The sequence below is a fragment of the Desulfonauticus autotrophicus genome, from assembly GCF_055381725.1.
Genome location: NZ_AP042395.1, coordinates 1,255,582 through 1,267,385, shown reverse-complemented (window position 1 = coordinate 1,267,385; position 11,804 = coordinate 1,255,582). Strand labels below are relative to the sequence as shown.

15 protein-coding genes are annotated in these 11,804 nt (G+C 38.2%); all 15 read left to right on the top strand.

What is annotated here, in order from left to right:
- Nucleotides 1-10 precede the first annotated feature (10 nt).
- The 15 genes from ACZ42F_RS07235 to ACZ42F_RS07165 all read left to right on the top strand — a co-directional run bounded on the left by ACZ42F_RS07235 (nucleotide 11) and on the right by ACZ42F_RS07165 (nucleotide 11,708).
- Nucleotides 11-967: a branched-chain amino acid ABC transporter permease gene (locus ACZ42F_RS07235; RefSeq protein WP_464278467.1), complete on the top strand. Its 957-nt coding sequence runs from the start codon at nucleotides 11-13 to the stop codon at nucleotides 965-967.
- Nucleotides 964-1,728 (top strand): ABC transporter ATP-binding protein, encoded by a 765-nt coding sequence (locus ACZ42F_RS07230; RefSeq protein WP_029968084.1) that lies wholly within the window; start codon nucleotides 964-966, stop codon nucleotides 1,726-1,728. The genes ACZ42F_RS07235 and ACZ42F_RS07230 overlap by 4 nt, the downstream gene beginning before the upstream one ends.
- Nucleotides 1,729-1,731: 3 nt before the next feature.
- The gene (locus ACZ42F_RS07225) at nucleotides 1,732-2,436 is read left to right on the top strand and encodes an ABC transporter ATP-binding protein (RefSeq protein ID WP_029968071.1); all 705 of its coding nucleotides are present in this window, start codon (nucleotides 1,732-1,734) and stop codon (nucleotides 2,434-2,436) included.
- Nucleotides 2,437-2,539: 103 nt separating this feature from the next.
- Nucleotides 2,540-3,235, top strand: coding sequence for a DUF1614 domain-containing protein (locus tag ACZ42F_RS07220; protein ID WP_035260354.1), 696 nt, complete (start codon nucleotides 2,540-2,542; stop codon nucleotides 3,233-3,235).
- A gap of 12 nt (nucleotides 3,236-3,247) precedes the next feature.
- Complete coding sequence (locus ACZ42F_RS07215) at nucleotides 3,248-3,520, top strand: hypothetical protein (RefSeq protein ID WP_464278466.1); 273 nt, start codon at nucleotides 3,248-3,250, stop codon at nucleotides 3,518-3,520.
- A complete protein-coding gene (locus ACZ42F_RS07210) occupies nucleotides 3,513-3,986 on the top strand; it encodes a MogA/MoaB family molybdenum cofactor biosynthesis protein (RefSeq protein WP_464278465.1) in 474 nt (157 codons plus the stop codon). The genes ACZ42F_RS07215 and ACZ42F_RS07210 overlap by 8 nt, the downstream gene beginning before the upstream one ends.
- 18 nt (nucleotides 3,987-4,004) lie before the next feature.
- On the top strand, nucleotides 4,005-5,384 hold the full coding sequence (locus ACZ42F_RS07205) for a histidine kinase dimerization/phospho-acceptor domain-containing protein (RefSeq protein WP_464280221.1): 1,380 nt from the start codon (nucleotides 4,005-4,007) through the stop codon (nucleotides 5,382-5,384).
- Nucleotides 5,368-5,580: an ATP-binding protein gene (locus tag ACZ42F_RS07200; protein WP_464278464.1), complete on the top strand. Its 213-nt coding sequence runs from the start codon at nucleotides 5,368-5,370 to the stop codon at nucleotides 5,578-5,580. Before ACZ42F_RS07205 ends, ACZ42F_RS07200 begins: the two co-directional genes overlap by 17 nt.
- Entirely contained in the window at nucleotides 5,573-6,301 is a 729-nt protein-coding gene (locus ACZ42F_RS07195; protein ID WP_464278463.1) for an endonuclease Q family protein, read from the top strand. The genes ACZ42F_RS07200 and ACZ42F_RS07195 overlap by 8 nt, the downstream gene beginning before the upstream one ends.
- A 125-nt stretch (nucleotides 6,302-6,426) precedes the next feature.
- Entirely contained in the window at nucleotides 6,427-7,563 is a 1,137-nt protein-coding gene (locus ACZ42F_RS07190) for a UvrD-helicase domain-containing protein (RefSeq protein ID WP_464278462.1), read from the top strand.
- A 47-nt stretch (nucleotides 7,564-7,610) separates the two neighbouring features.
- On the top strand, nucleotides 7,611-8,615 hold the full coding sequence (locus ACZ42F_RS07185) for a 3'-5' exonuclease (RefSeq protein ID WP_464278461.1): 1,005 nt from the start codon (nucleotides 7,611-7,613) through the stop codon (nucleotides 8,613-8,615).
- Nucleotides 8,616-8,618: 3 nt separating this feature from the next.
- Nucleotides 8,619-9,344, top strand: coding sequence for a cobamide remodeling phosphodiesterase CbiR (gene cbiR / locus ACZ42F_RS07180; protein ID WP_464278460.1), 726 nt, complete (start codon nucleotides 8,619-8,621; stop codon nucleotides 9,342-9,344).
- A complete protein-coding gene (locus tag ACZ42F_RS07175) occupies nucleotides 9,337-9,849 on the top strand; it encodes a bifunctional adenosylcobinamide kinase/adenosylcobinamide-phosphate guanylyltransferase (protein WP_029965831.1) in 513 nt (170 codons plus the stop codon). Before cbiR ends, ACZ42F_RS07175 begins: the two co-directional genes overlap by 8 nt.
- The gene (locus tag ACZ42F_RS07170; protein WP_029965833.1) at nucleotides 9,836-10,858 is read left to right on the top strand and encodes a DHH family phosphoesterase; all 1,023 of its coding nucleotides are present in this window, start codon (nucleotides 9,836-9,838) and stop codon (nucleotides 10,856-10,858) included. Before ACZ42F_RS07175 ends, ACZ42F_RS07170 begins: the two co-directional genes overlap by 14 nt.
- Complete coding sequence (locus tag ACZ42F_RS07165) at nucleotides 10,851-11,708, top strand: 5'-3' exonuclease (protein ID WP_464278459.1); 858 nt, start codon at nucleotides 10,851-10,853, stop codon at nucleotides 11,706-11,708. The genes ACZ42F_RS07170 and ACZ42F_RS07165 overlap by 8 nt, the downstream gene beginning before the upstream one ends.
- The last annotated feature ends 96 nt before the right edge of the window (nucleotides 11,709-11,804 follow it).

Below are 11,804 nucleotides of genomic sequence, written 5' to 3'. Positions count from 1 at the left end.
GGATGTAGGTATGAACAGAAAAAGAATTATAAACATAATTATTATTTTAGTTTTAGCTTGTGCTCCCTTATTTTTAAATACCTATTGGGTAGATGTATTAAATAATATTGGTATTTATGCCATTTTAGCTTTGAGTTTAAATTTTATTTTAGGGCATACAGGCCTGTTTCATATGGGGCATGCAGCTTTCTATGCCATTGGAGCCTATACCACAGCTATTTTAAATACCATGTATCATATTCCCATTATTTGGCTTATGCCTTTAAGCGGGCTTTTGGCAGGTATTTTTGGCTATCTGGTGGCCAGGCCCATTATTCACTTGCGCGGTGATTATTTGCTTATTGTTACCATTGGTATTGTGGAAATTGTGCGCATTGCTCTGGTGAACAATATCTTTGGAATTACAGGTGGGTCCAATGGAATTTTTGGCATTTCCAGACCCAAGCTTTGGGGATTTGTCATCAGGCGTCCTCAGGACTTTTTTTATTACATCTGGATTTTTTTGGGGATTAGTGTGTATCTTTTTTATCGTTTAGAAAATTCCCGTTTTGGTCGAGCTTTAAATTATATTAAAGAAGATGATTTAGCTGCTGAAGGTAGTGGGGTTGATTCTTCTGGATATAAGTTAAAGGCCTTTATTATTGGCGCTATCTGGGCCGGATTTGTGGGTAATATTTATGCTTCTAAAATGACTATTATTTCTCCAGAATCCTTTTCCTTTTGGGAATCTGTGATTTTGTTTGTAATTGTTATTTTAGGAGGCTCTGGCAGTATGCGGGGAATTATCCTGGGTAGCTTTCTCATTATTGGCTTGCCAGAGCTTTTTAGGCAGTTTGCCAGTGCCAGGATGCTTATCTTTGGTGCAGCTATGGTAGTAATGATGATTTTTAGACCTCAAGGGATTATACCTCCTAAACCTAGAACCTATAATTTGGATTTTCTTAAGCTGGGAGAAGCAGGAAAATGAGTTTACTTGAGTTAAGAAACTTAACCAAAACCTTTGGTGGCTTAATGGCAGTAAATGAGGTAAGTTTTTCTGTAGATAAGGGTGCAGTGGTAGGGTTAATCGGTCCCAATGGAGCTGGAAAAACCACTGTATTTAACTTAATTACAGGCAATTATAAACCTGATAGTGGCGAAATTATTTTTGAAGGTGAAAATATTGTAGGTTTACCCACTCATAAAATTGTAAATTTAGGCATAGCCAGGACCTTTCAGACCATTCGTCTTTTTCAAAACCTTTCGGTATTGGAAAATGTCTTGGCTGGTTGCCATTGTAGAATGAAAGCTGGTATGCTGGCTTGCATGTTCAGGCCTAAATGGCAAAAAGAGGAAGAAAGGGAAGCTTTAAAAAAGGCCTGGGCTGAGCTTGAATTTGTAGGTTTAAGCAAGGAGCTAACAAATAAAGCCAAAAACCTTTCCTATGGAAATCAAAGACTTCTGGAAATAGCCAGAGCCCTGGCCACTTCGCCTAAGCTCATTATTTTAGATGAGCCAGCTGGGGGCATGAATGAGCAGGAGACCCAAGAACTGGTTGAATTAATAGGAGAAATAAAAAAGAGAGGAATAACTGTTTTGCTCATTGAACACGATATGAGTTTGGTTATGCGCATATGTGAGCATATTGTGGTCCTGGAACATGGAGCCAAAATTGCAGAAGGCACTCCAGAAGAAGTGAAGAATAATCCTTTGGTTATAGAAGCTTATTTAGGTGTGGATGAGGATTAGAAGATGCTTAGAATAGAAAATTTACACGTTAGTTATGGTAATGTGGAAGCTTTACATGGCATAAATCTAGAGGTAAAAGAAGGTGAAATTGTAACTCTTTTGGGAGCCAATGGAGCAGGAAAATCTACTACCTTAAACACTATTAGTGGACTGTTAAAGCCCACCAAGGGCACCATTTATTTTAAAGATGTTGAGATTAGCAAGTTAGAGGCTCATGAAATTGTGAGCTTGGGTATTGCTCAGGTTCCCGAAGGGCGGAGAGTATTTTCCACCCTGACTGTACAGGAAAATCTAAATTTGGGTGCCTTTACGGTACTGGATGAAAAGACCATTCAGAAGAATTTGGAGTGGATTTTTTCCCTTTTCCCCCGTTTAAAAGAAAGAAGAAAACAGTTGGCAGGCACTTTAAGTGGAGGAGAGCAGCAGATGTTAGCCATTGCCAGAGGGCTTATGGCTAATCCGAAAATTTTGCTGTTAGATGAACCCAGTTTGGGCCTGGCTCCTATTTTGGTTAAATCCATTTTTGCTACCATCAAAGAAATCAATGAAAGCGGGGTAACAGTTCTGTTGGTAGAGCAAAATGCACGAGCTGCCTTAAAATTGGCCCATAGAGGTTATGTTATTGAAGTGGGCAATATTGTTCTGGCAGATAGTTCAGAAAATCTTTTAAGTAACCCTGAAGTACGCAAAGCCTATTTGGGTGGATAATTTTTTTTAGAGGTCAAATTCTTTTTTAACTTTAAAATTCCTGGAGAAGATTTTGACCTCTCTTTTTAAAGATGGTAGCCTTTCCTCTTAGCAGGAGGAGACAATGGGTCCTATTTTTTATTTTCCCTATTTTATTTTTATTCTTATTTTATTTTTTCTTTTAGTTTTACTGCTTTTTGGCCTGATTAAGATTGGTTTATTTGTTATTGCCTTTCATAAATTGGGGCTAACAGGACTGCAAACCTTTTTATTGCTTATAACCACCTTAATTGGAAGTGGTATCAATTTGCCCCTGTTCAGCAGGGAGATTTCTTTTGCTCCTTATGAGATGGAAGAAGATTTTTATTCTAAGTTTTTTAGACACGTCAGATATTATCGAGCTGATTTTTCTAAGCAAATAATCGCCTTAAATGTTGGTGGTGGACTTATTCCCATTTTTTTGTCCTTTTATTTTATTTCCCAGATTGGAGTTTCTTTAGAACTGGGGCTTTGCTTTTTGATTGTCTCCCTGGCCTGCTATAAACTGGCCCGTCCCATTCCAGGAGTTGGCATAGGTATTCCTTTTTTGGCTCCTCCTTTAATTACTGTCCTGGCTACCTGGATTTTGGCACCTGCAGATATTGCCCCTCAAGTTGCCTATATTTCCGGTACCCTGGGCACATTGGTGGGAGCAGATATTTTGCATCTTTTAAATCCTTCTGAGCAGAATAAACTGGTAAGTCCAATACTTTCCATTGGTGGAGCAGGCACTTTTGATGGCATATTTTTGTGTGGAATTATTGCCGTACTTTTAGCTTAAAAAAGGTGAATTATGGAGATAAAATACTCAAGTTTGGAGCAAGTTATTCCTCAGGGAAAAGCTTTTTTAGTGCCTTTAAAAAATTTTTTTCTTGCAGATGGAAGTGTTTTGGAGCCTGATTTTTTGAAAGCTGGGGGGTATTTGCAAGCTGAAAAAAATAAATTTTTCTTACAGGATAAACTCTTAGTGGGCAGTAATTTTTATCTTTTGTTTACAGAATTTGTAGAAAAGGAGTTTTTTCTGGAGAAAAGAGGCCTATTCTCTGGCTGTAATCACCTTGAGTGACAAGGGATATTCAGGCAAAAGAGAAGATGAAAGTGGGCCTTTAGTGCTTAGTTTGCTGCAAAATAAAATGGATTTTTCCTGGACCAGAAGATATGTTCTTCCTGATTCTAGGGAAAGTCTTAGCTATTTACTTGCTCATCTTATTTATTTTTTAAAGGTAGATGTAATTGTTACTTCCGGAGGAACAGGGGTATATCCTAGAGATATTACTCCGGAGATTTGTCTTAAATTTGTGGACAAAAGACTTTCTGGATTTGAACAGGCGATGTTAATTAGTTCTCTTCAAAAAACACCCCATGCTATGATTTCTAGAGCTGTATGTGGACTGGCTGGGGAAAGTTTACTTATAAATTTGCCTGGAAGCATAAAGGCCGTAAAAGAAAATTTGGAAGCCATTTTACCGGCATTACCTCATACTCTTAAAAAATTTCATGGTGATCCAGAAGAGTGTGGAAAAAGACCTTGAGTATGTTCTCTCAGAAAAATTTTTGAGAGATTTTACCGTTCGTTTTTCCCTTTTCGTCTAGCCCTTATCTTAATTATCTTTGTGCTTTTAGAGGCTGTCTGGTTGGGTATAATCCCTCAGATAAATTATTTTATTGAAAATCAATATTTATACATTATCTTTTTTGTCTGCGGATTTGGGTTGAATTTAATCTATTTACTTACCTGGAATAAATTTAAATCTGCTTACTACTTTGTTTACCTGCAATTTATATCTGATATTTTTCTGGCCTTTTATATCATATTTCTAACAGGTGGCTTAAAAAGCAGTTTATTTTTCTTAATCCTGGTAACCATTTTTTTATATGGGAAAATTTTAGGCTTAAGGACAAGTATTTATTTTAGTGCCCTTTGTGTTTTGATTTATCTTATTGTGGGTATTATTCAATTTAAGTATCCATTTATCTGGCAAGAAAATAGCTTTAGCCTATCTAACTTCTTTTTTTATTTTATTTTAAATTTTCTTAGTCTTTTTTTGATAAATTTACTTGTTTATTTTTCTGAAAGCAGAGAAAAAAGCCTTTTTAATGAGTTAATTAGTCAAGAAATAGCTTTAAGTAGGGCTGAAGCTCTAAAAAAGAGCATTTTTGATTTAATGGAGTCTATGGTTTTTGTGTTAGAGCCAGAAAAAAATACTATCATATCTTTAAATCAGAAAGCTCTTTCTTTTTTAGGTTTAAAACATCTATCTTTGGCTTTAGGCAGAAGTATTTCGTACTATAATAAAGAACTAAGTAATATTATAGAGACAAATAAAAAAGACAAAAAAAGTTTTAATTTTAAATTGGGAGAAAGGTCTTTTTTAGGTAAAATATCATATCTAGAAGTTGAAAATAGCTATCTAGTTATCTTACATGAAACCACAGAGTTAGAAAAGTTACAAGAAAAGATTTTTCAAATGGAAAAATTGGCCAGTTTAGGTGAACTTGCTGCTGGAGTAGCTCATGAGATTAAAAATCCTCTGGCTGGAATAAAGGCCAGTTTGCAGCTTTTGCAAGAAGAGGAAGACAAGGAATTACAAACCAAACTATTTACCATTGTGTTAAGAGAAGTAGATAGGCTGGATAGACTGGTGAAGAACTTTTTATCTTTTGCCAAACCCAGGGAAGGAGATAAAGAGTGGGTAAATATAGCCTCTCTTGTCAAAGAACTTATTATCCTGGCCCCTCTGGAACCAGGTAAAATTAAGTTACAATTAGATCTGGATAGTTCCTTGGAAGTGTTTTGGAATAGGGAGCATTTAAAACAGGTGTTACTTAATCTTTTGCTTAATGCCAAGGAAGCTGCTTTAGAAGGAAAAAAGAAATTTTTATTGGTTTGGAAAAAAAGAGGAGACATGGTCTTTGGTCATTGCAGATAAAGGAAAGGGAATTAAAAAAGAAGAAATAAAAAAAGTTTTTGATCCCTTTTTTAGCACTAAAAAACAGGGAACTGGCCTGGGACTATCCATTGCCCTTAGGCTTTGTCATTTAAATGAAAGTAGTTTAGAGATTGAATCTGAGGAAGGAAAGGGGACAAAAGTGAGTTTAATTTTAGGGAAGGTAAAACATGGATAGATTTATTGCAGATTTACATATTCATTCACCTTTTTCTAGAGCTACAAGTAAAAAACTTTTGCCAAGAAATTTGGCTGCCTGGGCAGAAATAAAGGGTTTGGATGTAGTTGCTACTGGAGATTTTACTCATCCTAAGTGGCTTGAAATATTAGAAGAAGAACTGGTGGAAGTAGAAGAAGGACTGTTTGAGCTGAAAAATAAACAGGGCCTGACCAAAGAAATTCCTGGATTTTCTGGAGAATTAAAAGGCAAGGTAAGATTTATTTTAAGTGCAGAGATTAGTTCTATTTACAAAAAAAGGGGAAAAGTTAGGAAGATTCATAACCTGGTTTATGTGCCTTCCCTGGACAAAGCTAAGGAATTGAATCGCAAACTGGCAGAAATTGGCAATTTGCACTCTGATGGCAGGCCCATTTTAGGCCTGGATGCCAAAGATTTATTGGATATGGTCTTGGAGCTGGATAGCAAGGCCTTTTTGGTTCCTGCCCATATCTGGACGCCCTGGTTTTCTCTTTTTGGTTCCAAATCAGGTTTTGACTCCATAGAGGAGTGTTTTGAAGATTTGAGTAAATATATTTTTGCCCTGGAGACAGGGCTTTCTTCTGATCCAGAGATGAACTGGCTTTTAAGTAAGCTGGATAGATTTTTTTTGGTTTCCAATTCAGATGCCCATTCTGGAGAGAACCTAGCCAGAGAAGCCAATATTTTTAGGGAGAAGTAAGTTATACAGGGGTTTATTATGCCCTAAGAGGTGAAGGGCTTAGTCATAAATTTTTAGGCACCCTGGAGTTTTATCCAGAAGAAGGCAAGTATCATTTAGATGGTCATAGAAAGTGCAAGGTAGTTTTGACTCCTCAGGAGACTCTTAGCCGGGGAGGTATTTGTCCGGTTTGTGGTCAGAAACTTACTGTTGGCGTACTGCATAGGGTCCTGGCTTTAGCTGATTGCAAAACCCCTCAAAAACCCAAGCATCATCCAGATTATACCTCACTTATTCCCTTAAAAGAAATCTTGAGTGAGTTTTTGGGTGTAGGGCCTAAAAGTAAGAAAGTTAATACCTTATATGTGGAGTTAATAGAAAAATTTGGTTCAGAACTGGATATCCTTTTAAATGTTCCCTTAGAAGACTTAAAACAAAAACATAGTTTACTGGGAGAAGCTGTTGCCAGGATGAGGAGAAGGGAAGTTTTGCGTCAACCTGGATTTGATGGCGAATATGGGAAAATATCCCTTTTTACTCCTAAAGAATTACAGGAAATCTTGCAGGGGAAAAGTCTGTTTGTCCTGGGGCAGGAAAGCAAGAAGACAGACGCAGTAAAGGAACTAGAGCTTATTGCAGAAGAAAAGCAAGAAAGTTTTCACTATAATGAAGAACAGGAAAGGGCCATTGGAGCTAAAGGGCCTTTGTTGGTCATAGCTGGGCCTGGCACTGGTAAAACTCAGACCTTATTGGGCAGGGTAAAAAAACTTCTGGAAGAAGGAATAAATCCCAGACACATTTTGATTTTAACCTTTACCAGAAAGGCCGCACAGGAGATAAGAGAGAGATTACTGGAGAATTTGCAGGAAAAGGTTTTGCCAGTGGCAGACACCTTGCACGCCCTGGCTTATGAGTACTGGCAAAAGGTACACAAGGAAAAGCCTCTTATTTTGGAAGAGGAAGAAGCCAAAAAGGTTTTTGCCCGGGCCAATCCCAAGCTTAGCTCCCAGGAGCTTAAGGAAAAGTGGGCAGAGTTTTGTTTAAAACGAGAAAGGCGAGAAGAGTGTAGCCTGGAAGGAGAAAATTACTTTAATTTAAAAAAAGACTTAAATTTAGTAGATTATGCAGATCTTTTGGAGTTTTGGCTGCATGAATTGGAAGTGGGTAATTTTTTAAGGCCCTATACGCACCTTTTGGTGGATGAAGTACAGGACCTTTCGCCTTTACAATTGGACTTAATTGTAAAACTTGCTCCAGAAAAGGAGAGGGTTTTTTTGCCATAGGTGATCCCAGGCAGGCGATTTATGGTTTTAGAGGGGCAGTTACAGAGGTGGAAAGTTATTTAAAGCAATACTGGCCTGAACTGGAAGTCATTTTCCTACATTCCAATTACCGTTCTGGCCAAAAGATTCTGGATTTAGCTGGAGGCCTTTTTTCTGGAACTAACTTAAAGGCCAGAAAAAGAATTGAGGCAGAGGTTTGTTTATTAAAAGCACCTTCTGATAATTATGAGGCCTTTTGGATTGCCAATAAAGTTAAAGACCTTCTGGGAGGAAGTGCCCATTTTGAAGCAGATAATAAGCCTACCCAATATTCTCCTGGAGATATTGCTATTTTAGTACGTTTCAGGGCTTTGGTAAAACCCTTTGTCCAGGCTTTGAAAAATAAAGGCATTCCAGTAGCCTCACCAGAAGAGGAAGCTTTTTTTAAGGAGCCCAGAATAGAGCTTATTTTAAAAGAAGTGGAAAAGGTCCTGGGGTTTAATGTGGAAAAGCCTTCTTTATTTCCGGAAAGTGTACTGGCAGCAGGCCCCAGAGGAATTAAAAACTTTTTAAAGGACATACCTCCTTTTGACCCTTTATTCTGGGAAAGTAATTATTTTAAACAGTTAGAAAAACTCTATGCGCAGGAAAATGGCTGGTTAAGTTTGATTAATTTTATTCGTCTGGAAAGTGAGCTTGACCTGGTAAGGGAAAAGAGCCAGAGGGTACGGGTGATGACCTTGCATGCCAGCAAAGGACTGGAGTTTGAGGTGGTATTTTTGCCTTGTCTGGAAGATGGACTGTTACCTTTTATTGGAGTGGATAAGTTGGTAGGGGCAGAAAAGGAAGGTAGCTTTGATTTGGAAGAAGAAAAAAGACTGTTTTATGTGGGACTCACCAGGGCCAAAAGTCATCTTTTTTTAAGCTTTGCTCAAAGTAGAAAACTTTATGGCAAGCGCTTAAACCTGCCACCTTCCAGGTTTTTAGATTTCTTAGACTCTAGCCTGTTTGAGCTCAAAGAGCCCAGGAAAAAAACTTCTTTAAAAGAAAAACAACATCTTCTTTTCTCCTAAAAAATGAAAAAATTTATTTTAAGTGCTCCTTCCTATGTTTTATTTGCTTCTATCAAGGAAAACTGCCTATTTTTAAAAAACTTTGTCTCTGATGTTTATCTGGCTCTTTTTGAGTTGCACTCCTGCTTAAATTATACAGAAGAAGATTTACCTCCAGATTTAGCTGAGATAGGTTTAACCTATCATGTTCACCTGCCTTTGGACTTAAATTGGGAGCAGGCAGATACTACCAGTAAGGAACTTTTAAAGCTGGTGCAAAAAGTGAATTTTTTGCAACCCAGGTGTTTTGTCCTGCATCCGCCTCCTTTGGCCAGGGATTTAAAACTTTTTGTTTTAAGCTGGTTAGAAGCAGGGTACCTGGCTTCGAGTTTGTGCCTAGAAAATATTCAGGGAAGAAATCTTGAAGATTATTGGCAGGTTATAGAAGAGTTTGACTTATCCATCTGTCTGGATATAGGCCACTTACTTGCTTACAAGCAGCACAATATTTTGGCTTTGCCTGGATTTTGGCCTAGGGTCAAGGTGGTGCATCTTTATGGTCAAGAAAAGGCAGGAAAACACACTTCCTTAGAAGACTTGCCTGCATCTGGTTGGCAAATCCTGCAAGAGGTATTTTTTCGTCTGGAAAATAAAATTCTGGTTCTGGAGCTGTTTAACAGGCAAGATTTTTTGTCTTCTTATCAGTTGCTTCTGGACAAAAAAGAGGATTTAGGAGTTTGTTTTGTTTAGTTTGGTTTTGGGAGGAGCAAAGTCTGGCAAAAGTAATTTTGCTTTAAAGCTTTTTAATAATCTTCAGGGTGAAGGTGCTTTGGTGGTTACAGGTAAAGGTCTGGATTTTGCTTTTAAAAAACAGATTTTGGACCATCGTTTAGAGCGTAATCCTGAAATAAAGGTCTTTGAAGTGGAGAAAAATTTGGCCGGGACTTTAAAATCTTTACCTGCTTCTTTGGATAAGATTTTAATCGAGGGACTTGATTTTTGGTTTTTTTCTTTGTCTAAAGAAGAAAGAGAAGAATATCTAGAAGCTTTTTGGGAAAGTTTGGCTTCCTTAAAGCAGGAAGTTATTTTAGTCAGCAGTGAAGTAGGACTTGGGCTTTTACCAGGCAAATTAACCTGGGAGGTAAGAGGATTGGGAGAATTCAATCAGAAACTTGCCAGACTGTGTGCAAAAGTATATCTGGTAGTAGCTGGTTGTGCTCTCAAAATTAAGGATCAAGAAGATGGCTTATTTTAAGAATCTGACGGATAAAATCCCCTCGCTTTTGTCGCTTCTGGATAAAAGTGAACGCTGGCTTATTTTGGTCAATGCAGACCCAGATGCCCTGGCTTCAGCCATGGCCTTAAAAAGGATTTTGGCCCACAGGGTATTAGAGGTAGCTATTGGACATGTCAATGAAATTAGCAGGCCAGATAATCTGGCTATGGTTAAGCTTTTGCGTATTCCTACCCAAAAGGCTACTTCCAACTTAATAGTTCAATTTGATAAATTTGCCCTGGTGGACTCCCAGCCCCACCATCATCCAGACTTTGCCAAACTCAACTTTTCCATTGTAATTGACCATCATCCTTTACTTAAAGAGCATCCAGTAGAAGCTGAGTTTGTGGATGTTCGTCCTGAATATGGAGCCAATTCTACTATTTTGACTGAATATTTGTACAATTTAAAAATAAGGCCTGGCAAGTTGCTGGCTACAGCCCTGGCCTATGGAATAAAAACAGATACCCAGAGTTTTGAAAGGCCCTTTGTGGATACGGATATCAAGGCCTTTAAGTACCTTACCAAGTTTTACAACCCCTTGCTTTTACAAAAGATTATTCGTTCTGAATTTCATAAAAGCTGGCTAAAATATTTTTCCCAGGCCTTAAAAAAAGTGAAAATTTTGGGAAATGGTCTGGCAGTTTTTTTAGGTAGTGTGGAATCTCCTGATGTCCTGGTTATTCTGGCAGACTTTTTTTTGCAGGTGCATAATATTTCCTGGGATATGGTGGGTGGACTTTATGATGATAAACTAGTGGTTATTTTTAGAGGTGATGGCCTGAGAAGAGATATGGGCAAGTTTGCGCGCAAGCTTTTTGCTGATTTTGGTCCTGCTGGTGGGCATAGAACCATGGCCAGAGCAGAGATTCCAGTAGAGAAACTGGGGGGAATACATCCTCAACAATTTATGTGGCAGCGTTTTTATCATGTGCGCAAACGCTCTACCTGTGCTCCTAAGCAGGAGAAAAAAATAGAAAATGCTTAAAAAAAAATTTGCCTGGGAAGGAAATCCACTTTTTTTAGTGGATGGAAGTTCTTATATTTACCGGGCTTTTTATGCCTATCGTAATCTTACTCGCTCAGATGGTTTTCCTACCAATGTAATTTACATTGTCCTGCGTTTAATTCTAAAAATTTTAAAGGAAGAAAAGCCGCGCTATCTAGGCTTTTTTGTTGATGGGCCTAAGCCGACCTTCAGAAAAGAGATCTGGGCAGAATACAAAGCCAACAGGCTGAAAATGCCTGAAGATCTGGCCAAACAGATTCCTTCGCTTTTACAGGGGCTTAAACTGTTAGGAGTTTACTCCCTAATCACAGAGGGTATAGAGGCTGATGACTGTATTGCCAGTTTAGCTGCGAGGTTTAAGGATGAATTTCCTATAGTTATTGTAGGCAGTGATAAGGATTTAAATCAACTTTTAAGTCCAGGAGTGTTTATTTGGGACCCAGGAGGAAAAGAAGAAAAATTCCTTTCAGTGGAAGATTTTGTTCAAAAGTGGCACTTTGCCCCCCGGAGCTGGCCTGATTTTCAGGCCCTGGTAGGAGATAGTAGTGATAATATTCCAGGGGTGCCTGGCATTGGACCTAAAACAGCTCAAAACATATTAAAGCAATTTGCAACCCTGGAAGAGCTGGAGCAAAACTTAGATAAGCTAAAGGGTAAGGCCAGGAAGGTTATTGAAGAGTGCTTTCCCAAGGTGTATCAGTACCGGGAACTTACTCGCCTGCGTCAAGATTGTTGCCAGGAAATAGACCTGAAGACCTTAACCCTGGGAGAGCCAGATTGGCCTGCATTTAAAAATTTTTGTAAGGAGTATGAGTTTTTTCCCTGTTAAGGGAAATCGAGGAACTGGATAGTAGCAAAAAGAGGGTAGAAAAAGGTAAAGCTCCTAATTTACCTTTTTTTGAACTAGAAAAAAAGGCCTCCACTA